This window comes from Pseudomonas sediminis, assembly GCF_002741105.1.
GTDB lineage: Bacteria > Pseudomonadota > Gammaproteobacteria > Pseudomonadales > Pseudomonadaceae > Aquipseudomonas > Aquipseudomonas sediminis.
Genome location: NZ_NIQU01000003.1, coordinates 217,965 through 244,236, shown reverse-complemented (window position 1 = coordinate 244,236; position 26,272 = coordinate 217,965). Strand labels below are relative to the sequence as shown.

The window sequence follows — 26,272 nt, the reverse complement described above, 5'->3', positions numbered from 1 at the left end:
CCTTTGTTTCCGCTTTGCTCAGGTAGTTCTCATGTCCGATCGCAGCGCCCGCCTCCAAGCCCTCCAGCAAGCCCTGAAGGAGCGCATCCTGATCCTCGACGGCGGCATGGGCACCATGATCCAGAGCTACAAGCTGGAAGAGGCCGACTACCGTGGCGAGCGCTTTGCCGACTGGCCGAGCGACGTCAAGGGCAACAACGACCTGCTGCTGCTCAGTCAGCCGCAGATCATTGCCGCCATCGAGAAGGCTTATCTGGATGCCGGCGCCGACATTCTGGAAACCAATACCTTCAACGCCACCCAGGTATCCCAGGCCGATTACGGCATGGAGTCGTTGGCCTATGAGCTGAACCTGGCCGGTGCCCGCGTGGCCCGTGAAGTGGCCGACGCCAAGACCCTGGAAACCCCGGATCGCCCACGCTTCGTCGCAGGCGTTTTAGGCCCGACCAGCCGTACCTGCTCGATCTCCCCGGACGTCAACGACCCTGGCTACCGCAACGTCACCTTCGATGAACTGGTGGAAAACTACACCGAGGCCACTCGCGGTCTGATCGCTGGCGGCGCCGACCTGATCCTGATCGAAACCATCTTCGACACCCTCAACGCCAAGGCAGCGATCTTCGCCGTGCAGCAGGTGTTCGACGAAGACGCCGTCGAGTTGCCGATCATGATTTCCGGCACCATCACCGATGCCTCTGGCCGCACCCTGTCTGGCCAGACCACGGAGGCGTTCTGGAACTCGGTGCGCCACGCCAACCCTATCTCCGTCGGCCTGAACTGCGCCCTTGGCGCCAAAGATCTGCGCCCGTACCTGGAAGAGCTGTCGAACAAGGCCGACACCCATGTGTCCGCCCACCCCAACGCCGGCCTGCCCAACGCTTTCGGTGAATACGACGAGAGCCCGGCCGAAATGGCCGCAGTGGTCGAAGAGTTCGCCGCCAGCGGCTTTCTCAACATCATCGGCGGTTGCTGCGGCACCACCCCGGCGCATATCCAGGCCATTGCTGAAGCCGTGGCCAAGTACCAGCCCCGCGCCATTCCAGAGATTCCCAAGGCCTGCCGTCTGTCGGGCCTGGAGCCGTTCACCATCGACCGCAAGTCGCTGTTCGTGAACGTCGGTGAACGCACCAACATCACCGGCTCGGCCAAGTTCGCCCGCCTGATCCGCGAGGAGAACTACACCGAGGCCCTGGAAGTCGCCCTGCAGCAGGTGGAAGCCGGCGCCCAGGTGATCGACATCAACATGGACGAGGGCATGCTCGATTCCAAGGCGGCCATGGTTCGCTTCCTCAACCTGATCGCCGGCGAGCCGGACATCTCGCGCGTGCCAATCATGATCGACTCCTCCAAGTGGGAAGTGATCGAGGCGGGCCTGAAGTGCATTCAGGGCAAGGGCATCGTCAACTCGATCTCCATGAAGGAAGGCGTCGAGCAGTTCAAGCACCACGCCAAGCTGTGCAAGCGCTATGGCGCCGCCGTGGTGGTGATGGCCTTCGACGAAGTGGGCCAGGCCGATACCGCGACGCGCAAGAAGGAAATCTGCCAGCGCAGCTACGACATTCTGGTGAACGAAGTGGGCTTCCCGCCGGAAGACATCATCTTCGACCCGAACATCTTCGCCGTGGCTACCGGCATCGAGGAACACAACAACTACGCGGTGGACTTCATCGAAGCCTGCGCCTACATCCGCGACAACCTGCCCTACGCCCTGTCCAGCGGCGGCGTATCCAACGTGTCGTTCTCGTTCCGTGGCAACAACCCGGTGCGCGAAGCGATCCACTCGGTGTTCCTCTACTACGCGATCAAGAACGGCCTGACCATGGGCATCGTCAACGCCGGCCAACTGGAAATCTATGACGAGATTCCCAAGGAGCTGCGCGACGCGGTCGAGGACGTGGTACTCAACCGTAACGACGGCGCTACCGAAGCGCTGCTGGCCATCGCCGACAAGTACAAGGGCGACGGCGCCGCCAAGGAAGTCGAGAACGAAGAGTGGCGCTCGCTGCCGGTCGACAAACGCCTGGAGCACGCGCTGGTCAAGGGCATCACCGCCTTCATCGTCGAGGACACCGAAGAGTGCCGCCAGCAGTGCGCGCGGCCCATCGAGGTCATCGAAGGCCCACTGATGAGCGGCATGAACGTGGTCGGCGACCTGTTCGGCTCGGGCAAGATGTTCCTGCCCCAGGTGGTCAAGTCCGCGCGGGTGATGAAGCAGGCCGTGGCGCACCTGATTCCCTTTATCGAAGCCGAGAAAGGTGACAAGCCGGAAGCCAAGGGCAAGATCCTGATGGCCACCGTGAAAGGCGACGTGCACGACATCGGCAAGAACATCGTCGGCGTGGTGCTGGGCTGTAACGGCTACGACATCGTCGACCTCGGCGTGATGGTGCCGGCGGAAAAAATCCTGCAAACCGCCATCGCCGAGAAGTGCGACATCATCGGCCTGTCCGGCCTGATCACCCCGTCGCTGGACGAAATGGTCCACGTCGCCAAGGAAATGCAACGCCAGGGTTTCACCCTGCCATTGATGATCGGCGGCGCGACCACCTCCAAGGCGCACACCGCAGTGAAGATCGACCCTCAATACAGCAACGACGCGGTGGTCTACGTCACCGACGCCTCGCGCGCCGTGGGCGTGGCCACCCAGCTGCTGTCCAAGGAGTTGAAGGCCGATTTCGTGCAGAAGACCCGCGACGAGTACGTAGTGGTGCGTGAGCGCACCGCCGCCCGCGCGACCCGCACCGAGCGCTTGAGCTACGACAACGCCGTCGCCAACAAGCCGTCGTTCGACTGGACCGGTTATAGCGCACCGAAACCGAGCTTCACCGGTGTCAAGGTGCTCGACGATATCGACCTCAACGTACTGGCCGAGTACATCGACTGGACGCCGTTTTTTATCTCCTGGGACCTGGCTGGCAAATACCCGCGCATCCTCACCGACGAAGTAGTCGGCGAAGCAGCCACCACCTTGTTTGCTGATGCCCAGGAACTGCTGAAAAAACTGATCGACGAGAAGCTGATCAAGGCCCGCGCGGTGCTTGGCTTCTGGCCTGCCAACCAGGTGCGTGACGACGATATCGAGGTGTACGGGGACAACGGCGAGCAACTCGCCACCCTGCACCACCTGCGCCAGCAGACCATCAAGCCGGACGGCAAGCCGAACCTGTCCCTGGCCGACTTCGTTGCACCGAAAAGCAGCGGCGTGACCGACTATGTGGGCGGTTTCATCACCACCGCTGGCATCGGCGCCGAGGAAGTCGCCAAGGCCTACGAGGCCAAGGGCGACGACTACAACGCAATCATGGTCAAGGCGCTGGCCGACCGCCTCGCCGAAGCCTGCGCCGAATGGCTGCACGAGCGCGTGCGCAAAGAGCACTGGGGCTACCAGCCGGACGAGCACCTGAGTAACGAGGAGCTGATCAAGGAAGCCTACAAGGGCATCCGCCCTGCGCCTGGCTACCCGGCCTGCCCGGACCACACCGAGAAAGGCACGCTGTTCAAGCTGCTCGACCCCGAGGCGGACTACAACAAGGCCGGCCGCAGCGGCGTGTTCCTCACCGAGCACTACGCCATGTTCCCGGCAGCAGCGGTCAGCGGCTGGTACTTCGCCCACCCCGAGGCGCAGTACTTCGCTGTCGGCAAGGTCGACAAGGATCAGATCGAAAGCTACAGCGAGCGCAAGGCGCAGGACATCAGCGTCAGCGAACGCTGGTTGATGCCCAACCTGGGCTACGACGACTGACGCAAAAGAGCCCGCAATCGCGGGCTCTTTTCATTCATACGGCAGCGAACGCGAGTCGACTCGCGCCGATTGTCAAAAAACACGAACTCCCAAGCCCGATCAATGCTCCAAGACTTACCGAGCCACTTCGGCTCGTTCGACGGAGCGATGACATGTACAAGCACAGCCTTGCAGTACTGGCAGTGGCAGCCGTGATGAGCGGTTGCTCGACTATCGAGAACCCAGCCGATTACGTGACCTTTCGCAATGAGCCACTGGTCAAGCAGGTCGACCACGGCATGACTCAAGAGCAGGTACGCACCCTCGGCGGGCCACCCTCTTCGGACGTGCGCAATAGCGTCACAGGCGGCACCTGCAACAACTATGTGCTGAATGTCGATGGTCTGGAGCAGCCCTATTATGTGGACTTCGACGTCAATGGCCGGGTCGACAGCAAGGGCTTCATGACCTGCGAACAGCACCAGGGCAACCTGCGCAAGCGGCTCTGAATGCGATCAGCCCCGCTGCGCGCAGCGGGGCTGACAACTGCCTAGAAGATCAGTGAGAGCAATCCCACCACCACGATCAGGCCGATGATGAAAATGATACCGACGGTGCCTCCGAGAAACTTCAGCATGCTGACTCTCCTTCTTGTGGGTTCATCAGCTCTGACCTCTTCCGGCTTGGCCGCGTTTAGTCTTTTTCTTCAGCGTCTCGCCTGACATGAAGGTCGCATCGGTATCAGGGCACCTCTAAAAACGTAGGCGAGGCCGCCAGCGCAATACCGATGGCGGCCCCGCAAAAACAGGCGAAAAACGACCGGGGTCGCGTCCGACTTTACGAGTTGTAAATGAGCATTTTGATCGGACTCGCGCACGAGCCTGTTTTTAACGCAGCGATGGCAACGCAGGTAGTTTTTAGAGGTGCCCTTCAGGCGCCCGGGCGACGGACGATCTTGATGCTGTATTCCATCTGCGGCTTGCGCGTCACGCTCACCGCACGACGGCTGACGGTATCCAGCGTGATGTTCCAGAAACCACCGGAGGGCACGCGGATCTTCGCCGGGAACTTGATAAAGGCGCCGCCGTGATAACTGTGACGACCACGGTTTCTGAAGGCGCGAAAGTTGGCATCGTTCATCAGGCGGATGTTGCAGGGTTGCGAACACTGGATGACCACCAGATCGCCCTCTTCCAGATGCTCACGTTGATGGATGAATTTCATCGTTTTCGGACTCGGTGGTGAAACGGGGGCGCAATAGTGCCGCAAGCAGCCCGGCACCGCCAGCGCAGCTGACGACTCGCTTGCAGCCAAGGCTCGGGCTACCTAGGATGCGCGCCCAACACTGCCATTTGCTACTGCCATGAAAGTCGTACTCGACCGCATCCCCACGCTGATCGCCCTGCTGCGCCGTTACCCAGGCCTGGTCGCCCTGTTCGGCTTCTGCTCGGGCGTGGCCAGTTTCCTCCTGGTGGACCGCCAGGCGCATCTGGCCAAGGTGCTCGGCGTGGTATTGCTGGTCAGTTGGGTCTGGCTGATTCTCGAGAACCTGCTGCGCGAACGCATTGCCCGGCGCTTCGGCTTCGAACTGCCGTTGCCGCTGCTGCGCTACGGCACGCAGATGATCCACCAGGAAAGTCTGTTCTTCGTGTTGCCGTTCTTCTTCATCACCACCACCTGGAACAGCGGGCAGTTGCTGTTCAGCGGACTGCTGGCGGTCGCCGCACTGGCCTCGATCACCGACCCGATCTATTACCGCTGGCTGGCGCCGCGGCGCTGGCTGCTGTTGATCCTTCACAGCCTGGCGCTGTTCGCGGTGCTGCTTACCGCGCTGCCGATCATCTTTCACCTGAGCACACCGCAGAGCTACCGGATCGCCCTGGCGGTTGCCACGGTACTGGCACTACCAAGTCTGCCCGGCTTGATCGGGTTCGCTGGTTGGCGACGCATTGTGTTGCTGGCGGCCCTGCCCCTGGCGATGGCCAGCGCCGGCTGGATGGCGCGAGTCTGGGTGCCGCCAGCAACGCTGTGGCTGACCGAGGTAGCGATCAGCGATCACTTCGATGGCGAGCAGCGCACGCCAGGCGAGAGCCTGCAGCAGATCAGCCCTGAGCAATTGCTCAATGACGGGCTCTACGCCTACACCTCGATCAATGCTCCACGTGGCCTCAACGAGCGCATCTACCACGTCTGGCAGCACAACGGTCAGGAAGTCGACCGCATTGCCCTGGACATCAACGGCGGGCGCAAGGAGGGCTATCGCGCCTGGACGCACAAACTCAACTTCCCCGCCTCGCCCGAAGGCCGCTGGCAGGTGCGGGTCGTCACCGAGGCCGGGCAGATGATCGGCGCGCTGCGCTTCGACGTGGTCGCCCCCACGGCCAAGTGATAGCATGCGCGCCCCATGCAGCTCACCGAACTCAACCAACGCCTCGCCGACCTTGGCGCCAAACCCCAGCATATCGGGCGGATTACCCGTGCCTGGCTGCAGGGCAAGCCGTTGGACACCGGCACCAAGCATCAGAAGACTGAAAACTTCCTGCCGCTGACGGTACGTGAAGGGCTGCCAGCTATCGCCAGCGAACTGGACGCACTGGCCCGCCTGCGCTCCGAACACCCTGGCGCCGACGGCTCGGCCCGCTTGCTGGTGGAACTGGCGGATAAACAGATGGTGGAAAGCGTACTGCTACCGCGCGATGGTCTGTGCATCTCCAGCCAGGTCGGCTGCGCCGTTGCCTGTGTGTTCTGCATGACGGGTAAGAGCGGCCTGCTGCGCCAGCTCAGCAGCGCCGAGATGGTCGCTCAGGTCGCCCTGGGTCGACGCTTTCGTCCGGTGAAGAAAGTGGTGTTCATGGGCATGGGCGAGCCGGCGCACAATCTCGACAACGTGCTTGAGGCCATCGATCTGCTCGGCACCGAGGGCGGTATCGGTCAGCGCAACCTGGTGTTTTCCACCGTAGGCGACCCGCGGGTATTCGAGCGCCTGCCCAAGCAACGCGTGCGCCCCGCCCTGGCGCTGTCGCTACACACCACTGATGCCGAACTGCGCCAGCGCCTGCTACCCAAGGCACCGCGCATCGATCCTGAAGAGCTGGTGGAACTGGGCGAAGCCTATGCCCGCACCATCGACTACCCGATTCAGTATCAGTGGACGCTGCTCAAAGGCATCAACGACAGCCAGGAAGAAATGGATAACATCCTGCGCCTGTTCAAGGGCAAGTTCGCCGTACTCAACCTTATCCCCTACAACAGCCTGGAAGCCGACGACTACCAGCGCCCCGACGGCGAGCGCATCGTCGAGATGGTGCGCTACCTGCACAGCCGTGGCGTGCTGACCAAAGTGCGCAACTCGGCTGGCCAGGATGTCGACGGTGGCTGCGGCCAACTGCGCGCCCGCGCGGTGGATGTGATCAACACCAGCCGCCTGCACAGAAAGCTCAAGAACGGCACCTGAGCGCCGATACAAAAACGTACAGAGAGACCACACGTCCCGCTGGCGAAAAGCCGGCACTGTATTTGCCTGTAGACAACTGCCTTGCATGGATGCAGCCCCGTCGTCTTGGTGCCCAGGAGCCCATTCATGAAAATCGCCCACAAGGTCGGTATCGCGGCCGCTACCGTGCTTTTCCTTACCACCAGCCTGCTGTCGCTGTCCCAGGTAAGCCAGGTTCGCGACACCCTGCGCAATCAGGTTGAGTCGAGCATTGCCGAATCGAGCAATGCATTGGCCAGACAGATCGAAAACTGGCTCAACGCCAAGTTGCGCCTGATCGACCTGATGTCGCAGACAATCGACAGCAACTACAGCCCTGAAGAAAACCAGCGAGTATTCGATTCACCGCTGCTGAAAAGTGAATTCATCCTGGTCTTCGGCGCGCTGGAAGCCGACGGCAAGCCCATCAAGAACAGCGCCGACTGGAAACCCAGCGCCGACTGGGACGGCCGCAAGCGCCCCTGGTATGCAACCGGCAAGGCTGGCAGCCAGGCAGTGCTGACTGAACCCTATGTCGACTCCACCACCAATGAAATTCTCATCTCTGCCGTGGCCCGAATCAGCAACGCTGGCCAGTTCCTCGGTGTGTTCGGTGGCGATATCCGCCTGCAATCGGTGGCCGATGCGGTCAACACCCTGGACTTCAATGGTGCAGGCTACGCCTTCCTGCTCAGTCGCTCGGGCAACATCATTTCCCACCCCAATGCCGAGTTCAACGGCAAGTCCTACAGCGCGCTGTTCGATGGTCAGAGCCCGGCGCTGGGCAAGGAGCTGCGCGAAGTAGATGCCGGCGACAAGAGCCTGCTGGTTTCCTTCACCCCGCTGCCCAACCTGCGCGGCATGGACTGGTACATCGGTGTGGTGCTGGACGAGAGCGTGGTGATGGCCGAGGCCAACCGCCTGACCTGGCTGGCAGTGGTCGGCACCGTGGTCGGCGTGGCCATCAGCCTGGTGGTGCTGGGCCTGCTGATGAACAGCCTGCTCAAGCCGCTGAGCCTGCTGAGCACCTCGCTGCGTGAGATCAACAGCGGCGAAGGTGACCTGACGCGCCGCCTGACGATCACCAGCAATGACGAGATCGGCGAGCTGTCGCAGGAATTCAACCGCTTCCTGCAAACCCTGCAGACGTTGATCGGTGACGTCATGGGCAGCTCTCGCCAGGTTCGCGAAAGCACGGCCCTGACCTCAAACGAGTCGGAACAGGCCGCGCGCCGCCTGCAGGAACAGCTGCAAGAGCTGGATCAGCTGGCCACTGCCATGCAGGAAATGGCCTCGACCGCCGAGGAAGTGGCGCGCAACGCCCAGGCTGCCGCCCAGGCCGCCGTTGCCGCCAACGAGGAGACCGAGAACGGGGTGCGCGTGGTGTCGCAATCCAGCGCAGCGATCCGCCATCTGGCCGACGAGATGGATGGCACCAGCCACGCTATCAACGAGCTGGCCAAGCTCAGCCACAACATCGAGTCGATCCTGCAGGTGATCACCAGCATCGCCGAGCAGACCAACCTGCTGGCACTGAACGCCGCCATCGAAGCCGCGCGTGCCGGCGAATCGGGTCGTGGCTTTGCTGTGGTGGCCGATGAGGTGCGCTCGCTGGCTTCGCGTACCCAGCAAGCCACCCAGGAAATCCGCCAGATGATCGACCAGCTGCAAGGCGGTGTGCGTCAGGCCGAAAGCCGCATGCAGCAGAGCCGCGATACGGCCAGCAAGACGGCCGAAGACGCCGGCGCGGCCAACGACATGCTCGGCCGCATCCGCGAGGCGATCACCCGCATCAATGACATGAACCTGCAGATCGCCACAGCAGCCGAGGAGCAGAGCGCGACCACCGAAGAGATCAACCGCAACACCACCAACATTCGCGACATCAGCCATGAACTGGCTGGCGGCGCCGAACAGCAGGTGCGTCAGTGCGGCTCGATGGTGGAACAGGTTGGCCAGCAGGATCGTCTGCTGGGGCGTTTCAAGGTCTGATGCCTGGATGATCTTGTCGTAGGAGCGAGGCCTGCGCTTTTTGTTCGCGAGCAGAGCTCGCTCCTACAGGAAAAAATAACGCCGCGAACCTGCAAAGGCTTGCGGCGTTTTTTTGTTTCAGAGCTGCATCAGGAGGTTCTGAAAAACTCACGGTCACTCCCGCGAAGGCGGGAGCCCAGCGCTCACACGCCGCTCTTGACCTTGCTCCAGATACGCGTGCGCACCCGGTCGATCTTCAGCGGCATGGCCTCAAGAGTGTACAGCTTGTCCATCACCGCCTCCGGTGGATACACGGTCGGATCGGCTTTCAGCGCCGGGTCGACCAGACCATCGGCCTTGGCGTTGCCATTGGCGTACTTCACATGATTGCTGATGGCCGCCATCACCTCTGGCTGCAGCAGGTAGTTCATGTAGGCATAACCACCCTCTTCGTTGCTGGCATCGACAGGCATAGCCACCATGTCGAACCAGATCGGCGCGCCTTCCTTGGGAATCTCGTACTGGATCTTCACCCCGTTGCCCGCTTCAGCGGCGCGAGCGCCAGCCTGCATGATGTCGCCGGAGAAGCCGACCGCCATGCAGATCTCGCCGTTGGCCAGGTCACCGACGTACTTGGATGAATGGAAGTAGCGCACGTTCTTGCGCATTTCCATCAGCAGCGCTTCGGCGCGCTTGTAGTCCTCGGGGTTCTTGCTGTGATGTGGCAAGCCCAGGTGATGCAAGGCGATCGGCAGCATCTCCGGGCCGTTGTCGAGGATGGCGACGCCGCATTCATTGAGCTTGGCCAGCTTGGCCGGATCGAACAGGACGTCCCAGCTGTCCATCTTCACGTCATCGCCGAGCACCGCGCGCACCTTGTCGACGTTGTAGCCGATCCCGGTACTGCCCCACAGATAAGGGAAACCGTGCTCGTTGCCCGGGTCGTTCACTTCCAGCGCCTTCATCAGCACCGGATTGAGATTGTTCCAGTTCGGCAGCTTGCTGCGGTCGAGTTTCTTCAGCGCGCCGCCCTCGATCTGCCGAGCCATGAAATGGTTGGAGGGGAACACCACGTCGTAACCGGAGCGACCGGCCATGAGCTTGGCGTCCAGCGTCTCGTTGCTGTCGTAGACGTCGTAATGAGTGCCCAGGCCGCTGCTCTTCTCGAACTGCTTGAGGGTGTCCGGGGCGATGTAATCGGTCCAGTTATAGATGCGCACGCTATCAGCGGCATGGGCGGTGCCGGCCAGGATCAGGCACGGCAGGAGTTTCTTCAGCATGGGATACCTCGTGAGTTGTTGTTCTAGGCAGTCACTGAAAAGGTGCTGATCAGAAGATCAGCACATAGGTTTTGCGCACCGTTTCTTGTATGTCCCAGATGCCGAGGGTATTGGCCGGCATCATCAGCGCGTCGCCGGCACGAATCTCGATGGGGTCGCCGCCGTCCGGGGTGAAGGTGCAACGTCCGGCGACGAAGTGGCAGAACTCCTGCTGCACGATCTGCCGGCGCCAGCGCCCCGGCGTGCACTCCCAAATACCGGTTTCCACGCCATCACTGCGCTCGACACTGGTGGTCGACGTGATCGCCACCGGCTCGCTCAGGGGGACGGCGACCGGATTGGACTCATCCAGAGCGACGTTGGGGGTGTTGCGAAAATGGGTGATGTTCATTGGTACTCCGGATAAAGGAACGGCTGGCATTCACTCAGCCCATCAGGCTTTCCATACGGGCCGCCACCGCTTGCGCCAGACGCCGGCGCCAGGCCGGGCTGCGCGGGTTGGCGAGGACTTCGTCCTCATGCACGAAGCTGCGGATGATCGCGTTGTAACCGAGCCAGCGGCAGGGTTCGGGCTCCCAGCGCCTCAGGCTGGAAATCGGGCTGTCGCTCAATACCCAGGGCTGGCGCAGCAATTCGCTGTCACGCCCGAGAATCAGGTCGGCCAGGGTGCGCCCGCCGAGGTTGGTGGCACCGACGCCCTCGCCGCCATAACCGCCAGACAGCGCGATGCGGCTGCGCGTGTCGCGCAACATGTGCGGCTGGAAACGCCGCGCCATACCCAGATTGCCGCCCCAGGAATGGGTGAAGCGCACATTGCGCAACTGCGGGAAGATTTCCCCCATCAGGTAGCGGCGCAGCCCCAGCTCGTCTTCAGTGAGATTGAAATCGCTGCGCAGGCGCCCGCCGAAGCGGTAGCCACCGCGCGCACCGAAGATCAGACGGTCATCGAGGCTGCGCTGGCCGTAGGTGACCTGGCGGCTGAATTCGCTGAATGCTTGCCCGTGCTCCAGGCCGATACCAGCCCAGACGTCCGCCGGCAGTGGCTCGGTGGCAACGATCAGGCTCTGCACCGGCAACTGGTGATTGCCCAACGGCGGCAAAGTGGCGGCATAGCCCTCGATGGCCGGCACCACCCAATCAGCCGTGACCCGGCCGTGAGCCGTGCGCACCAGGCCGGGCTGCCAGTCGATCACCGGGCTGCACTCGTAGAGTTCGACGCCCAGCCCCTCGACGCAGCGTGCCAGGCCCCGCACCAGCTTGGCCGGCTGGATCGTCCCGCAATGCGGGCTGTATAGCGCGCCGTAGGCATTGGCCACGCGCAACTGGGCAGCCAGTTCGCTCGGCGGCAGCCAGCGGTAGTCGTCTTCGCTCAGGCCCAGCGCACGCAGCTCTTTAAGGTACTCACGCAGGCGCACCTCCTGCTCGGGGTAGCGCGCCGCGCAATACAGCACACCGCCCCTGCGCAGGTCGCAGTCGATGCCCTCGCGGGCGACCACCGAGGCCACTTCATCGGGAATGCCGTGCAACAGGTCGAAGCTCGCCTTGCGCTCGGACGCCGGCAGGCCGGCCAACAAGCGATCCTCGCCGAGCAGGTTGCCCATCAACCAGCCGCCATTGCGCCCGGACGCACCGAAACCGGCGGTCTCGGCTTCCAGAATCACCACGCGCAGCTGCGGCGCCTGACGTTTGAGGTAATAGGCTGTCCATAGGCCGGTGTAACCCGCGCCGATGATCACCACGTCGGCATGCAGCTCGGCTTGCAGGCTGGGCCGCGCCTGCAGCGGATCATCGAGCTGATCCATCCACAGACTGATGTTGCGCCAGGGATTCATCCACGCCTCCGTCATCAATCGATGACCCAAGGCTAGTCGTGGCGATCAGTGGTTGTCTTGCGTGCGTGCCCGCGCGGAAATCTGCTTGAGGTAGGCTGTTGGCGACAGCCCGGTATGGCGCTTGAAGCAGCTGTAGAAGGCCGACAGCGAGTTGAAACCCGCCGCAAAAGCCAGCTCATCGATACGCTTGAGGTCGCTGCCCGCCTGCAAGCCATCGAGCAGGTACTGCAGGCGGGCGCGGTTGACGTAGCGGTAGAAGCTCTCGCCCAGCACCTGGTTGAGCAGGTGGGAGATCTGGTTACGGCTGTAACCCGTCGCAGCGGCCACCTGCTGCAGGTCCAGTTCAGGGTCGAGAAACGGCTGGCTGCGCTGGAAGTAGTCCTGCAGGTCCTGCGCCAGTTGGCCGAGCTGGCGGGTCGACAGCCCCAGGCGGCTGATGGCAGGGCGTGAACTGACAGCCTCGCCGACACCACGCGCCTCACGTACCAGCGTGGCGTATTCGTTGATGCGCCAGATCAACCCATCACGCACGGTGATGGCTTCACCGGTGCGGAACGACACCAGCCCTTCCCCGCCCTGCAGGCTGGTGCAGTACTGGATGAACGCGGTATGACCGTCGATGCGGATACGGTCGACATGCTCCAGCAGCTCGCCAGGGCGGCGCGGCAGGTTGTTCTCGACGTACTCACGCAGTTCGCCCAGGCGCATGCAGCGCTGCTGATAGAAGTCGTTGTACTCGATCTGCGGGTGATACAGCGCCATTACCGCGTCGAGGTCGCGGTGCTTCCAGCTCAGGTGGTAGCGCAGGATGGTTTCGCGGGTGCGCTCGGTCTGCGCGGCATCGTCAGCAAAAAGATCGTCAGGCATGGTCAAAGTCGGTGGTCAGCGCTCGCGCAGATTGCCTGATTCGCCGCAGCCAGCCTAGCCCCTAGTGCTGGCGTGGCGGTTGCGGACTATGCTTGCAGGACCGACGGAGAGGCTGACCATGAGTGATCAGGACAAAGACCCCCAACAGGCCCCGCTGACCCTGCGCGAAATGCTGCATAGCGTGCTGGCCGCTGCCCTTGGCGTACAGAGCGGGAAGAACCGTAGCCGCGACTTCAGCCGCGGCAAGCCCAGCCACTTCATCCTGCTCGGCGTGCTCTTCACCGCCTTGTTCGTGGTTGTATTACTGGCAGCGGTGAAACTGATCCTGCACCTGGCGACCGGCTGATCACTCCAGCAGGGAGGCGATCGAGCAGTCGTAGCGCGACTGCTCCGGGTGCTTGAGCAGGCTGAATTGACCAAAGTCCAGGCCGATATCCGGCCGGGCGAGGCGTTTCAGCAGTTTCTCCGACTGCTCTTTGTCAACCACGCGCAGTAAAGATGCCACCTGGTTTTCGCCGCCGCGCGTGATGAAATCCAAACCACGTCCGTGGTCACTGAGCATCACCATGGCACAGGCTCCGAGGATGAAGTGGCCGCTCGCCAGCACATCGATTCGCCCATCGATATGCGCCTGCAGCACCCGAGTCGAGTTGTTCAGGGCGGCATAGCGCAGATCTCTGCCCAGCTCATCAGCCGCACGCATCACGCCAAATGCCATTGCATCGTTGGCAGACCAGACCAGACTCACACCCGGATAGCGTGGCAAAAGGCTTACCGCCTGCTCATAGGCGCGTTGCTCCTGCCATTCACCGTGCACGGCCTGCATCAGCTTGATCTGCGGTGCTTCATTCAAGGCCCTCTGCAGGCCCGCCAGGCGCAGGATGGAGGAAGGCGTTTGCTTGACCCCGGAAAACGCCAGCAACTCGGCGGGCTGTCCCTCATTGAGGGCGATCAGGTCACGCCCCATCAGGTATCCGGCCTCTTCATCATTGGGTACCAGACTTCCCAACCAGTTGCGGTGGCGCTCGCGACTCCCACCGATCAGTGCCTGCTGTTCGTCAGTCAGGGTGCTATGAAGAGCAAACAGCTTGACCGCGCTGTTCTCGAACAAGCGCAACACCACTGGTCCCTGAAATTGCTCGTTGGTGAAGATCAGATAATCGGGATGCTCGCCATCGGGGACCTGCCGAGCATTGGCCAACATCCGCACAGGATCGCGTTCGCCATAGAGCACCTTGAGCTCCATGCCAAGATCGCCGGCGGCGTCCTGCATGTAGCGGGAGTAATCGCTCCAGAATGGCTCGTCGGAATAGCCGGGATTGAGGAAGATCACTAACGGCGCACGAGGTTGTGCTGTCACCGATGCGCAGCACAGCAATAGCCACAGGCCCAACACCCAACGGATCACGGCACCCCTCCCCAATTAACCGGGGCGCAGTATAGGGCGCAAATGACAAAAGGCCGACCGCTAATGCGCGTCGGCCTTTATCCTCACTGTCCGCTGACCCAGAAGACCGCAGTACCTACCGCAAGAAGGATCAGGCAAAAGATCGCCCAGGCATCGGTGACGCTGTCGGAATTTTCCACTTCGGTGTGTTCGTTCATGGTTCCCCCTCTTCTTGTGCTTTTGGGTGGTGCACACTGCATTTAAGACCAGCCTGAGCCATCGCTCAAACCATCTGGTTATGCTCTGGGGTAGTCTTATTCCTTAAACTCAGGTTTATATATTCAAACATCACTTTTACGCATAAACCTGAGCTGGTATCGTGCCCCGGCTCCTCGGGGAGTGCGCGGCCGTGCGCGCTGATTGGCAGTAAGTAGCCTGAAAACAGGACCCTTCATGTACGTATATGACCAGTACGATCAACAGATCGTCGAGGATCGCGTCAAGCAGTTCCGCGATCAAACCCGCCGCTATCTCTCCGGAGAGCTGAGCGGTGAGGAATTCCGTCCGCTGCGCCTGCAGAACGGTCTGTATATCCAGCGTTTCGCGCCGATGCTGCGCGTCGCCGTGCCTTACGGCCTGCTGTCGTCCGCCCAGGTTCGCGTGCTTGCGCGCATCGCCCGTGACTACGACAAAGGCTATGCCCACATCAGCACCCGGCAGAACGTCCAGTACAACTGGCCGGAGCTGGAAGACGTGCCGGAAATTCTCGCCGAGCTGGCCACCGTGCAGATGCACGCCATCCAGACCAGCGGCAACTGCATCCGCAACACCACCACCGACCAGTTCGCCGGTGTGGCCAAGGACGAGATCGTCGATCCGCGCCCCTGGTGCGAAATCATCCGTCAGTGGTCGACCTTCCACCCCGAGTTCAGCCACCTGCCGCGCAAGTTCAAGATCGCCGTCAACGGCGCAGTGGGCGACCGCGCTGCCATCGAAGTGCATGACATCGGCCTGGAGGCGGTGAAGAACGCCGCCGGCGAGCTGGGCTTCCGTGTTTCCGTCGGTGGCGGCCTGGGCCGTACCCCGATCGTCGGCAGTTTCATCAACGAATTCCTGCCGTGGCAGCACCTGATCAGCTATCTCGACGCCATCCTGCGTGTGTACAACCGCTATGGACGTCGCGACAACAAGTACAAGGCGCGCATCAAGATTCTGGTCAAGGCGCTGACCCCGGAAGTGTTCGCGCAGCGCGTGGACGCCGAATGGGCACACCTCAAGGATGGTCCGAGCACCCTGACCGAAGCCGAAGTCGCGCGCGTTGCCGCACACTTCGTCGACCCGGCCTACCTGGCCCTGCAGGACGAAGACGCCCTGCTCGCCCAGCAGAACGCCGAGCATCCAGGCTTCGCCCGCTGGCGCGAACGCAACACCTTCGCCCACAAGAAGCCCGGCTACGTTGCCGTGACCCTGTCGCTCAAGCCCACTGGCGTGGCGCCGGGCGACGTCACCGACAAGCAGCTCGATGCCATCGCCGACCTGGCCGATCGCTACAGCTTCGGCGAAGTGCGCAACAGCCATAACCAGAACATCATCCTCGCCGACGTCGAGCAGCGTCAGCTGCTGACCCTGTGGGGCGAACTGCGCGAGCAGGGCTTCGCCACGCCGAACGTCGGTCTGCTGACCGATATCATCTGCTGCCCGGGTGGCGACTTCTGCTCGCTGGCCAACGCCAAGTCGATCCCGATTGCCGAAGCAATTCAGCGCCGCTTCGATGACCTCGACTACCTGTTCGACATCGGCAATATCGACCTGAACATCTCCGGCTGCATGAACGCCTGTGGTCACCACCACGTTGGCCATATCGGCATCCTCGGCGTCGACAAGAAGGGCCAGGAGTTCTATCAGGTCTCGCTCGGCGGCAGCGCCGGCCGTGACGCCAGCCTGGCGCAGATCCTCGGCCCGTCCTTCGCCGAAGCGGACATGGCCGATGTGATCGACAAGATCATCAAGGTCTACGTCGAACAACGCACAGAAGAGGAAAGCTTCCTCGACACCTACCGCCGTGTCGGTATCGACCCGTTCAAGGAGCGCGTCTATGCAGCGAATCATTAAGAACGGTCAGGTGGTCGACGAAACCTGGCACCTGCTGGCCAAGGACGTGACCCTGGACGTCATCCCCAACTGCGACGACATCATCGTCCCGCTGACCCTGTGGCGCGAGCATGCTCACGCCCTCAAGGCCCGCGACGGCGGCCTTGGCGTGTGGCTGGAAGCTGGCGACGAGATCGAGGAAATTGCCGATGATCTGGCGCACTTCCAGGTGATCGCCCTCGAATTCCCGGCCTTCACCGACGGCCGCCACTCCTCCACCGCCTACCTGCTGCGTACCCGCTACGACTACAAAGGTGAAGTCCGCGCCATCGGCGACGTCCTGCGCGACCAGTTGTTCGCCCTGCGCCGCGTCGGCTTCGACGCCTTCGCCGTGCGTGCCGACAAGGACCCGTACGATGCGCTGAAGGCCTTCGAGGACTACAGCGAGGTTTACCAGGCTTCGGCCGATCAGCCACAACCACTGTTCCGTCGCCGCGCCTAATCACGGCAACTGGAACGCCCCAAACGCCCCGACTGGTTCGGGGCGTTTTGCTTTGCGCGCTCCACTCGAGTCATTCAAGTCGAACCCCAGCGCATGGGCGGAGTCGGACCTTATGAGTCCACCGCATAGGGAGAGACAGCCATGAAGCACGACTGGGACCTGATCGAGCGCCTGCTGCACGAGGCGCAGAACTCCGCTGGCAAACCGTTTGCCCCACGCCGCTACGCCGAAGACCTGGCAGCAGAACAGGAAAGCGCTGGCGATCCAGTACATGACCTCGATCACCTGCGCGCCGAGGCCACTCGCTACGAAGCGCGCCTGCTGGAGAACGGCTTCATCGAGCCGCGCCCGGAAGATCAAGGCGGCAACGGCGAAAACTTCGTGCTGACAGCGCGAGGCGCACAACTGCTGAGCATGCTCGACAGCAGCATCCCCGGCAGCGAGCACCCGCGTGAAGTGCTCGACGAAGCCGGCGAAGCGGCGTTGACGCCCGAGGTGTTCGAGCGCCTGGCGCCCAAGGCCAATCTTAGTGAAACCAGCTAACCAGTCTCGCGCAAATAAAAACGCCGCGCCTTGTAAAGGGCGCGGCGTTTTTGCTGATCCAGTGACAAGGCATCAAGCCTGGCGGATCAATCCTCGCGATAGCGACGCAGTTTCAGCGCCTTGCCAGCAACGCGGGTATCTTTCAACTTGCCGAGCAGACGGTCCAGGCCGTCTTCCGGCAGCTCGACCAGGCTGAAGGTTTCGCGAATCTGGATACGACCGATCGCTTCGCGAGCCAGACCACCTTCGTTGAGGATGGCGCCGAGCAGGTTCTTCGCGGCGATACCGTCGCGAGTACCCAGTGCAGTGCGGCAACGCACACGGCCTTCGGCCAGCGGCATCGGCGCACGGCGCTCGCGGTATTCGCCGCGCTCACCACCACGCTCGCCGTCACGTTCACGGCGCTCACGTGGAGCACCACCAACACCCGGCACCAGCGGCTGCTCGCGTTCGACGGTAGCCAGATCCAGCGCCTGACCATTGGTGGCCTTCTTCAGCAGCGCAGCGGCCAAAGCGCGTGGGCTGCAACCGATGTCGGCAGTCAGACGGTCGAGCAGGTCGCCATGACTGGCTTCAGCATCGGCCACCAGCGGCGCCAGGCTGCTGGTCAGCTTCTTGATACGGGCATCGAGCACTTGCTGGGCGTTCGGCAGCTTGACCTCACCGACCTTCTGCCCGGTGACACGTTCGATCACCTGCAGCATGCGACGCTCACGCGGGGTCACCAGCAGCAGCGCACGACCATCGCGACCGGCGCGGCCGGTACGGCCGATACGGTGTACGTAGGACTCCGGGTCGTACGGCATGTCGACGTTGAACACGTGGGTGATGCGCGGCACGTCGATACCACGAGCAGCAACGTCAGTCGCGACGACGATGTCCAGGCGGCCATCCTTGAGCGACTCGATCACGCGCTCACGCTGATTCTGGGCGATGTCGCCGTTCAGCGCAGCGGCCTTGAAGCCTTTGGCTTCCAGGGCAGCAGCCAGGTCCAGAGTAGCCTGCTTGGTGCGTACGAAAGCGATCAGCGCGTCAAAATCCTCGACTTCCAGCAGGCGCAGCACGGCGTTGGTCTTCTGATCGGCATGGATCATCAGGTGCGCCTGCTCGATACGCGAGACGGTCTGGGTCTTGGCAGCGATCTTGACGTGTTGCGGTTCGCGCAGGTGCTTTTCGGCGATGGCACGGATCGAATGCGGCAGCGTGGCGGAGAACAGCACGCTCTGGCGGCTTTCCGGCATGGCCTCGAAGATCACTTCGAGGTCATCCATGAAACCCAGCTTGAGCATCTCGTCAGCTTCGTCGAGTACCAGATGCTGAATGGTCGACAGCACTTTCTCGTCACGACGCAGGTGGTCGACAAGACGACCCGGCGTGGCGACGATGACCTGAGCGCCCTGGCGAATAGCCTTGAGCTGCGGGCCCATCGGTGCGCCACCGTATACGGCAACGACGTTCAGGCCAGGCATCTGCTTGGAGTAGGTTTCGAAGGCGGTGGCAACCTGCAGGGCCAGCTCACGAGTCGGCGCCAGGATCAGCACCTGCGGCTCGCGCTTGGCAGTGTCGATTTTCGACAGCAGCGGCAGCGCGAAGGCTGCGGTTTTACCGGTACCGGTCTGCGCCTGGCCGATCATGTCGTGGCCGGCGAGAATCACCGGAATGGCCTGCGACTGGATCGGAGACGGCTCTTCGTAACCGACAGCGGTCAGAGCGGCGAGAATATTGGGGTGAAGTCCGAGCGCGGCGAAGCCGCCGATTTCCTGGGTCATGGGTCTGCCTCAAGTGCATCCGCAAAGACCCATGTTCCAAAGCTGCGCATGCCGTGTAAGACCTTTTGGGTCACCCTGGCAGCCTGGTCGGCGGGGATTTGCGAAAACGTGATGAAAGTGAATCGTCAAGGATAGTCCGCTGGGGACTGGCTGCCGGGTTTAATTTCCCGGGCGAGTTGCGCTACCTGAACGTGGCCAGAAAATTGGCCGGCGCGTACTATACCGGAAAATCCTGACTCGGGTGCTGGTTTTTATCGATTGGCATGCATCCAGCCGCTCAACGGCGCATCAAGTGGCCGGACGCAACGCTTCGATCAGCGGTTGCAGCGAATAACCCAGGCTTGGTGCCAGTTCGCCGGCACGCATCTGCAGGCGTCCCAGGTCCAGCCTCTGCTCGAGGTCGGCGGGGATCAGCAGCACCACGTTGCCCTCCTTCACCGGGCACTCCCAATAGTGGCGATGGTAGAGACCGCGCAGCAATGCCGCGCCAAGCGGCTTGCCGTCGTTGCCCGCCCATTGGTTGATGATCAGCCAGCCACCTGGGTTGAGTTTTTCGCGGCAGCGCTCGAGAAAGCGCCAGGCCAGATGCCCGGCGCCCGGCCCCTGGTCGGTGTACAGGTCGAGAAAGATCAAATCGGCGGTTTCCGCGCTGTCGAGCAGCTCGGTGGCATCACCGATACGAATGGTCAACCGTGGATCGTCGTCCAGGCCGAGAAACTCCATGGCCAGGCGCGGCACGTCCGGGCGCAATTCGATGGCCTCGACGTCCTCCAGCGGCAGGAATTTCAGGCAGGCCTGGGTCAGGTTGCCGGCGCCCAGCCCCAGGAACAGCGCGGTTTCCGGTTCGTCGTGACACAGCGCGCCCAGCAGCATGGCGCGGGTGTAGTCGTACTCCAGCCAGCTCGGATCACCCTGAAACACGCAGCTCTGCTCGATGGCATCGCCGAACTCGAGAAAGCGATAGGCACCGATCTGCACCACACGGATCACCCCGAAGGCATCGCGCACTTCGGCCAGCAGAACCTCGTCCTGCAGTTGCAACTCGTCGTCCGGCGGCAACCCTGGCATCGAAACCTCCCCACAGTGACATCCCGTACCACAACAACCGGGCTAAAGGCGCCGATTGTCATTGAAGCAGCCGCCCCCGGTCACGCAATAATTCCAACACTTGCGCTGCACTCATAACAATAACGAGGTTCGCCATGTACGCCATCATAGGTGCCGGCCCCATGGGCCTGTGCACGGCACGGCAATTGAAGAAGTACGGCATCGATTTCGTCGGCTTCGAGCTGCACAGCGACGTTGGCGGCCTGTGGGATATCGATAACCCGCACAGCAGCATGTACCAATCGGCGCACCTGATCTCCTCTAAGGGCACCACCGAATTTCGTGAATTCCCCATGCGCGCCGAGGTGGCGCCCTACCCGCACCACAGCGAAATGCGCCGCTACTTTCGCGACTACGCCAGGCAGTTTCGTCTCTACGAGCATTACCAGTTCGACACCCGTGTGCTGCAGGTGCAGCGCCAGCAGCATGGCTGGAAGCTGATCAGCGAGCGCAACGGCGAGCAGCGCGAATGGCACTTCAAGGGCGTACTGATCGCCAATGGCACCCTGCATACGCCCAACCTGCCGCGCCTGCCCGGTGATTTCTCCGGCGAGTTGCTGCACTCCAATGCCTACAAGAGCGCGGATATATTCGCTGGCAAACGGGTGCTGGTGGTCGGCTGCGGCAACTCGGCCTGCGATATCGCCGTCGATGCCGTGCATCGCGCCGCCTCGGTCGACCTCTCGGTACGCCGTGGCTATCACTTCCTGCCCAAGTTCATCCTCGGCAAACCCACCGATACCTTCGGCGGTGCGATCAAGCTACCGCGCCGTCTCAAACAACTGGTCGACGGTCTGCTGGTGCGCGCCCTGGTCGGCAAACCCTCGCAGTACGGCCTGCCCGACCCGGACTACCGCCTGTACGAATCTCACCCGGTAATGAACTCGCTGGTGCTGCACCATATCGGCCACGGCGATATCCACCCTCGGGGCGACATCCAGTCGGTGAGCGGGCAAGGCGTGACCTTCGCCAACGGCGAACAGGCCGAATACGACCTGATCCTCATGGCTACCGGCTACAAGCTCGACTACCCCTTCATCGCCCGCGACGAGTTGAACTGGCCGCAAGAGGCCGGTGCACCGCAGCTGTACCTCAATGTCTTCCACCCCGAGCACGACGACCTGTTCATGCTCGGCATGGTCGAAGCTTCCGGCCTGGGCTGGCAGGGTCGTGACGAGCAGGCGGAGCTGGTCGCGCTGTATATCCGTCAACTGCAGGCCGGCAGCGCCGCCGCTCAGGCCCTGCGCCAGACCATTCGCGCTCGAGCCAGCCAGCGCCTGGATGGCGGCTATCGCTACCTGCAACTGGAGCGCATGGCCTATTACGTGCACAAGGACAGCTATCGTAGACGCATAGCCGAACACAGCGCCGCCCTGCGCCGTGAGCTGGCCAACGACGGCGTACTCGCTGCGCAGGGGGCATGAGCATGGAACAGGTGAATATCGCCTTTGACCCCAGCAGCCTGGTGCTGATCAACCTGATCGTTGCGTTGATGATGTTCGGCGTTTCCCTGGACCTGCGCGCCGAAGACTTCCGCCGCATCGCCCGCGCGCCCAAGGCCCCGGTGATTGGCATGCTGGCGCAATTTCTGCTGCTGCCGGCGCTGACCTGCCTGGTCTGCTGGGCCCTGGCCATCGAACCACAACTGGCGCTGGGCATGACCCTGATCGCCGCCTGCCCAGGCGGGAGCTTCTCCAACATCATGACCTGGATGGCGCGCGGCAACGTCGCGCTGTCGGTGAGCATGACCGCCGTTTCCAGCGTCGTCGCCAGCGTGCTGACACCACTCAACTTCGCCCTTTATGCCTGGCTCAATCCGCATACGCGGCCGTTGCTGACGCAGATCGAACTGGACCCGCTGAGCTTGCTGCTGCTCGTACTGCTGGTACTCGGCCTGCCTCTGCTGGCAGGCATGTGGATCGGCCGACGCTTCCCGCAACTGACGCTGAAAGTGGAAAAGCCCCTGCGCCTGTTCGCCTTGCTGGTAATGCTCGGTTTCGTCGCACTGGCCTTCAGCCGCAACCTCGAGCAGTTCACTCGGCATTTCCATCTGTTCTTCTGGCTGGTGGTGGCGCACAACGCCCTGGCGCTGAGCATTGGCTACCTCAGCGCACGCCTGAGCGGGCTGCCGGTGGCCGACCGCCGCGCCCTGACGCTGGAGGTGGGTATCCAGAATTCGGCGCTGGGTCTGGTGATCATCTTCACCTTCTTCCCGCAGGCCAGCGGCATGTTGCTGATTGCTGCGTTCTGGGGTTGCTGGCATCTGGTGTCCGGCCTCAGCCTGGCCTGGCTCTGGTCACGCAGACCGCCTGAAACCAGCACTGGGCTGACGCCTTTGCCCAGCACAGGAGAGCGATGATGCGCGTGGTTCTGATCACTGGCGCCGCCAGCGGCCTGGGCTGGCAACTGGCGCGCGCCTGTCACGCACGTGGCGATGCCCTGCTGCTCACCGATATCGATGCCAGCGGTCTCGCGGCTCGCGCCGATGAACTGGGCAGCGAGCGCGTGCTGACCCTTGCTGGCGACATCACCTACCCCGAGTTGCATGCACGCCTGCTCGACGGCTGCCGGCAGAGATTCGGCCGGTTGGACGTGCTGATCAACAACGCCGGCATCACCCACCGCTCGCCCACGCTGCGCACCGATCCTGTGGTATTTCGCAAGGTCATGGCGGTGGACTATCACGCACCGCTGGAACTGACCCTGGCCGCCCTGCCGCTGCTGCGTGAAAGCCGCGGCAAGGTGGTCGCCATCGGCTCCATGGCCGGCTGGATGCCGGTGCTCGGCCGCGCCGGTTACTGCGCCGCAAAAAGCGCCCTGGGCCAGGCCTTCGAGGTGCTGCGCGCCGAGATCGCCCGTGACGGCATCGGCCTGCTGATGGTCTATCCGAGCTTTCTCGATACGCCCATCGACCGCAATGCCTTGGGCGGCGACGGCAAACCGGCCGGCCATGCCCGCTCGACCATCGGCAGGATTCGCGGCGCCGACTGGATGGCAAGTCTGATTCTCGATGCACTGCAGCAGCGCCGCGAACGCCTGTTCCCTGATCGTGGCAGCTGGCTGGCGAGCCTGCTCTGGCGCCTGGCGCCGGCGCTGTACCACCGCAAGATGAGCCAGCGTTTCGCCGGGGAGATCACCTGATGGCCCTGGCGCCCTACGCCCTCGGCGGCTTCATTCTGCTGGCCTACACCCTGGAAGCCATTACAGGCTTTGGCAGCGTGGTCATCGCCCTGTCGCTCGGTGCATTGCTGCTGCCCATCGATCAATTGCTGCCGATCCTGGTTCCACTGAACATCTGCATGACCGGCTACCTGGTGCATCGCCACTGGCAGCAGATCGACCGCCGCCTGCTGCTTGGTACCCTGCTGCCCGGCATGCTCATCGGCACGCTGCTCGGCTATTGGCTGCTGCCTTATCTGGACACCCAGGCGTTGAAGGTCGGCTTCGGTGCGCTGATCGTCTGGTTCGCCGGCCGCGAACTGTGGCGCCTGCGCCGGGCAAGCGCACTGCCGCAACGCCCGACCTGGCTGACCCGTTGCATTACCATGGCTGCCGGACTTAGCCATGGACTGTTCGCCTCGGGCGGCCCGCTGCTGGTCTACGGCCTGGCCGGCACCCAACTGGACAAGACGCGGCTGCGCGCCACCTTGGTCACTGTCTGGTTCACCCTCAACAGCCTGCTTACCCTCGCCTTTCTGCTCGACGGCCGCCTGCTGCCGGCGCTGCCTCAGGTACTCACCTACGCCCCGCTTCTGCTTCTCGGCGTGTGGCTGGGCGAACGCCTGCATCGACGCTTCGACGAGCGTCGTTTCCGCCTCGCCATCTACATCCTGCTGTTGGTCACCGGCATTCTGCTGCTGGCGCCCTGGAGACTGCCATGAGCTACGACATCATCATCAACAACGGCCTGTACTTCGACGGCACCGGCGCGCCGGGCGCAATCCGCCATATCGGTATCCGTGACGGCAAGGTCGAGGTACTCAGCCTCAGCCCACTGGACGAGGCCGGTTGCCCTGAGGTGATCGACGCCAAGGGCCAGTGGCTCACCCCCGGCTTCCTGGAGATCCACTCGCACTACGATGCCGAGGTGATCGCCGCACCCGCACTGAAGGAGTCGGTGCGCCATGGCGTCACCAGCGTGACCATCGGCTCCTGCTCCATCAGCATGGTGCTGGCCGACGCCGAGGACTGCTCCGACCTGTTCACCCGCGTCGAAGCGGTGCCGCGCGAGTACGTGCTGCCGATCCTCAAGGAAAAGAAAACCTGGCGCGATGCCGCTGGTTATCGCGCCTTCTACGACCAGTTGCCGCTGGGGCCGAACATCAATTCCTTTCTCGGCCATTCCGAGCTGCGCGTGGCGGTGATGGGCCTGGAGCGCGCCACCAGCCGGGTGACGCCGAGCGAAGCCGAACTGACGCGTATGGAGCAACTGCTCGAAGAGGCGCTGGACGCTGGCTGTATCGGCCTGTCGGTAATGACCACGCGGCTGGACAAGATGGACGGCGACCGCGCCTGGTCCAGCCCGTTACCGTCGACCTTCGCCAGTTGGAAGGAGTTCTCCCGTCTGTTCGCCGTGCTGCGGCGGCGCGGCGCGGTGTTACAGGGCGCACCGAACGCGGTGACCAAGGTCAACGTGTTCGCCTTCCTCTGGCAGGCCCATGGCTGGTTCAGGAAACCGCTGAAATGCACCATGCTCACAGCGCTGGATCTAAAGTCGCAGCCGCTGCTGCACCGTTTCACCCGCCTTTCTGGCTGGCTGGCGAACAGGCTGCTACGCGGCCACTTCCGCTGGCAGACCCTGCCGGCGCCCTTCACCTTGCGCCTGGAAGGACTCAACGTGAATGCCTTCGAGGAATTCGGTGCCGGCGAGATCCTGCGCAACATCAAGGACCCGGATGAGCTCTACGCCAAGGTCAAGGAGCCAGCGTTCCGCGCCCTGTTCAAGAAGCAGGTAAAGGCCGTGCTGACCAAGGGCCTGTGGCACCGCGATTTCTCCGATTGCTGGGTGACCGAATGCCCGGATGCCAGCCTGGTCGGCAAGAACTTCAAGCAACTGGGCCAGGCGCGCGGCCTGGATGCGGTAGACGCCTACTTCGAGCTGGCCTGCCAGTACCGCGAGGCGCTGAAATGGACGACCTGCTACGGCAACCAACGCGAGGCGATCATGCGCAAGCTGCTGGCCAGCCCCTGGACACACCCCGGCTTCGCCGACTCCGGCGCGCACCTGCGTTCCATCGCCCAGTACAACTTCCCCCTGCGTTTTCTCAAGTACGTGCGGGACGCCGAATTGGCCGGCGAGCCATTCATGGAGCTGGGCAAGGCGGTGCGCCGCTGCAGCGGCGAGCTGGCCGACTTCATCGGCGTCGATGCCGGCTACCTGCGCGTCGGTGATCGTGCCGACCTGGTGCTGATCGATCCCGCCGGGCTCGACGATACGCTGGATGAACTGCACGAAGCGCCGATGGAAGTGCTCGGCCTTGTGCGGGTGGTCAAACGCAACGATGCAGCGGTCGCGCTGACCCTGATCAACGGCCGCATCGCCTATCGACGCAGCCAGGAATACCCGGATGACCTGGGCAAGGTGCAGCGCTACGGACGCTTCCTGCCAGCGCGTGATGTATCGCCGCGCACGCTACCTGCGCGGGCATTCGAGCCTGCCCCGGCGTCATGAGCCAATACACGTAGGGGCCGCGGGGCTTATCGGTTACCATGCGCCTCCGCCTGATCAAC

23 protein-coding genes and 1 pseudogene are annotated in these 26,272 nt (G+C 62.8%); 15 read left to right on the top strand and 9 right to left on the bottom strand.

What is annotated here, in order from left to right:
* The first annotated feature begins 31 nt into the window (after positions 1–31).
* Together metH and osmE are read left to right on the top strand one after the other, a co-directional pair.
* A complete protein-coding gene (gene metH / locus CDO35_RS09190) occupies positions 32–3,742 on the top strand; it encodes a methionine synthase (RefSeq protein WP_099524058.1) in 3,711 nt (1,236 codons plus the stop codon).
* A gap of 152 nt (positions 3,743–3,894) precedes the next feature.
* A complete protein-coding gene (gene osmE / locus CDO35_RS09185) occupies positions 3,895–4,230 on the top strand; it encodes an osmotically-inducible lipoprotein OsmE (RefSeq protein ID WP_099524055.1) in 336 nt (111 codons plus the stop codon).
* Between the two features lie 41 nt (positions 4,231–4,271).
* Here osmE and CDO35_RS23385 read toward each other — a convergent pair whose 3' ends face one another.
* Both CDO35_RS23385 and CDO35_RS09180 read right to left on the bottom strand, forming a co-directional pair.
* Positions 4,272–4,358, bottom strand: a complete 87-nt coding sequence (locus CDO35_RS23385; protein ID WP_442873392.1) for a small membrane protein YohP — start codon at positions 4,356–4,358, stop codon at positions 4,272–4,274.
* Between the two features lie 293 nt (positions 4,359–4,651).
* Positions 4,652–4,945 (bottom strand): DUF1883 domain-containing protein, encoded by a 294-nt coding sequence (locus CDO35_RS09180; RefSeq protein WP_074914993.1) that lies wholly within the window; start codon positions 4,943–4,945, stop codon positions 4,652–4,654.
* Between the two features lie 139 nt (positions 4,946–5,084).
* Here CDO35_RS09180 and CDO35_RS09175 point away from each other — a divergent pair, with 139 nt between their 5' ends.
* The 4 genes and pseudogenes from CDO35_RS09175 to CDO35_RS23235 all read left to right on the top strand — a co-directional run bounded on the left by CDO35_RS09175 (position 5,085) and on the right by CDO35_RS23235 (position 9,185).
* Positions 5,085–6,110, top strand: coding sequence for a DUF5924 family protein (locus tag CDO35_RS09175; RefSeq protein ID WP_099524053.1), 1,026 nt, complete (start codon positions 5,085–5,087; stop codon positions 6,108–6,110).
* Between the two features lie 15 nt (positions 6,111–6,125).
* Positions 6,126–7,175, top strand: a complete 1,050-nt coding sequence (locus CDO35_RS09170; protein ID WP_099524051.1) for an RNA methyltransferase — start codon at positions 6,126–6,128, stop codon at positions 7,173–7,175.
* Between the two features lie 126 nt (positions 7,176–7,301).
* Positions 7,302–8,327: pseudogene (locus CDO35_RS23240) on the top strand (HAMP domain-containing protein); the annotation flags it as partial.
* 30 nt (positions 8,328–8,357) lie between these two features.
* Positions 8,358–9,185 (top strand): methyl-accepting chemotaxis protein, encoded by an 828-nt coding sequence (locus CDO35_RS23235; RefSeq protein WP_370605062.1) that lies wholly within the window; start codon positions 8,358–8,360, stop codon positions 9,183–9,185.
* 182 nt (positions 9,186–9,367) lie between these two features.
* On the opposite strand, the gene CDO35_RS09160 is transcribed toward CDO35_RS23235, so the two are convergent.
* Genes CDO35_RS09160 through CDO35_RS09145 form a run of 4 tightly spaced genes read right to left on the bottom strand, consistent with a single transcriptional unit; the run spans position 9,368 to position 13,143 of the window.
* The gene (locus tag CDO35_RS09160) at positions 9,368–10,444 is read right to left on the bottom strand and encodes a polyamine ABC transporter substrate-binding protein (protein ID WP_099524048.1); all 1,077 of its coding nucleotides are present in this window, start codon (positions 10,442–10,444) and stop codon (positions 9,368–9,370) included.
* Between the two features lie 49 nt (positions 10,445–10,493).
* A complete protein-coding gene (locus tag CDO35_RS09155) occupies positions 10,494–10,835 on the bottom strand; it encodes a cupin domain-containing protein (RefSeq protein WP_099524046.1) in 342 nt (113 codons plus the stop codon).
* A gap of 34 nt (positions 10,836–10,869) precedes the next feature.
* Positions 10,870–12,276: an NAD(P)/FAD-dependent oxidoreductase gene (locus tag CDO35_RS09150; protein ID WP_099524043.1), complete on the bottom strand. Its 1,407-nt coding sequence runs from the start codon at positions 12,274–12,276 to the stop codon at positions 10,870–10,872.
* A gap of 45 nt (positions 12,277–12,321) precedes the next feature.
* Positions 12,322–13,143 (bottom strand): AraC family transcriptional regulator, encoded by an 822-nt coding sequence (locus CDO35_RS09145; protein WP_099524041.1) that lies wholly within the window; start codon positions 13,141–13,143, stop codon positions 12,322–12,324.
* A 118-nt stretch (positions 13,144–13,261) separates the two neighbouring features.
* On the opposite strand from CDO35_RS09145, the gene CDO35_RS09140 reads away from it, so the two are divergent.
* Positions 13,262–13,489, top strand: a complete 228-nt coding sequence (locus tag CDO35_RS09140; protein ID WP_099524039.1) for a DUF2970 domain-containing protein — start codon at positions 13,262–13,264, stop codon at positions 13,487–13,489.
* Here the strand turns inward: CDO35_RS09140 and CDO35_RS09135 are convergent, their stop codons facing one another.
* Positions 13,490–14,518, bottom strand: coding sequence for an ABC transporter substrate-binding protein (locus CDO35_RS09135; RefSeq protein ID WP_099524566.1), 1,029 nt, complete (start codon positions 14,516–14,518; stop codon positions 13,490–13,492). It abuts the gene before it with no gap.
* Between the two features lie 465 nt (positions 14,519–14,983).
* Here CDO35_RS09135 and CDO35_RS09130 point away from each other — a divergent pair, with 465 nt between their 5' ends.
* The 3 genes from CDO35_RS09130 (at position 14,984) to CDO35_RS09120 (ending at position 17,666) form a co-directional block, all read left to right on the top strand.
* Complete coding sequence (locus tag CDO35_RS09130) at positions 14,984–16,642, top strand: nitrite/sulfite reductase (RefSeq protein ID WP_099524037.1); 1,659 nt, start codon at positions 14,984–14,986, stop codon at positions 16,640–16,642.
* On the top strand, positions 16,626–17,123 hold the full coding sequence (locus CDO35_RS09125) for a DUF934 domain-containing protein (RefSeq protein WP_099524035.1): 498 nt from the start codon (positions 16,626–16,628) through the stop codon (positions 17,121–17,123). The genes CDO35_RS09130 and CDO35_RS09125 overlap by 17 nt, the downstream gene beginning before the upstream one ends.
* Positions 17,124–17,264: 141 nt before the next feature.
* Positions 17,265–17,666: a transcriptional regulator gene (locus CDO35_RS09120; RefSeq protein ID WP_099524033.1), complete on the top strand. Its 402-nt coding sequence runs from the start codon at positions 17,265–17,267 to the stop codon at positions 17,664–17,666.
* Between the two features lie 86 nt (positions 17,667–17,752).
* Here CDO35_RS09120 and CDO35_RS09115 read toward each other — a convergent pair whose 3' ends face one another.
* Entirely contained in the window at positions 17,753–19,435 is a 1,683-nt protein-coding gene (locus CDO35_RS09115) for a DEAD/DEAH box helicase (protein ID WP_099524031.1), read from the bottom strand.
* A gap of 288 nt (positions 19,436–19,723) precedes the next feature.
* Positions 19,724–20,503, bottom strand: coding sequence for a spermidine synthase (locus CDO35_RS09110; RefSeq protein ID WP_099524028.1), 780 nt, complete (start codon positions 20,501–20,503; stop codon positions 19,724–19,726).
* Positions 20,504–20,637: 134 nt separating this feature from the next.
* On the opposite strand from CDO35_RS09110, the gene CDO35_RS09105 reads away from it, so the two are divergent.
* The 5 genes from CDO35_RS09105 to CDO35_RS09085 are packed head-to-tail and all read left to right on the top strand — an operon-like array spanning position 20,638 to position 26,213.
* Positions 20,638–21,966, top strand: coding sequence for a flavin-containing monooxygenase (locus tag CDO35_RS09105; RefSeq protein WP_099524026.1), 1,329 nt, complete (start codon positions 20,638–20,640; stop codon positions 21,964–21,966).
* Positions 21,963–22,901 carry a bile acid:sodium symporter family protein gene (locus CDO35_RS09100; RefSeq protein ID WP_099524024.1) on the top strand — a complete coding sequence of 313 codons (939 nt, stop codon included), beginning with the start codon at positions 21,963–21,965 and terminating at the stop codon, positions 22,899–22,901. The genes CDO35_RS09105 and CDO35_RS09100 overlap by 4 nt, the downstream gene beginning before the upstream one ends.
* Complete coding sequence (locus tag CDO35_RS09095) at positions 22,901–23,683, top strand: SDR family NAD(P)-dependent oxidoreductase (RefSeq protein WP_099524022.1); 783 nt, start codon at positions 22,901–22,903, stop codon at positions 23,681–23,683. The genes CDO35_RS09100 and CDO35_RS09095 overlap by 1 nt, the downstream gene beginning before the upstream one ends.
* Complete coding sequence (locus CDO35_RS09090; protein WP_099524020.1) at positions 23,683–24,423, top strand: sulfite exporter TauE/SafE family protein; 741 nt, start codon at positions 23,683–23,685, stop codon at positions 24,421–24,423. Before CDO35_RS09095 ends, CDO35_RS09090 begins: the two co-directional genes overlap by 1 nt.
* Positions 24,420–26,213 (top strand): N-acyl-D-amino-acid deacylase family protein, encoded by a 1,794-nt coding sequence (locus CDO35_RS09085; RefSeq protein WP_099524018.1) that lies wholly within the window; start codon positions 24,420–24,422, stop codon positions 26,211–26,213. Before CDO35_RS09090 ends, CDO35_RS09085 begins: the two co-directional genes overlap by 4 nt.
* Positions 26,214–26,272: the final 59 nt, after the last annotated feature.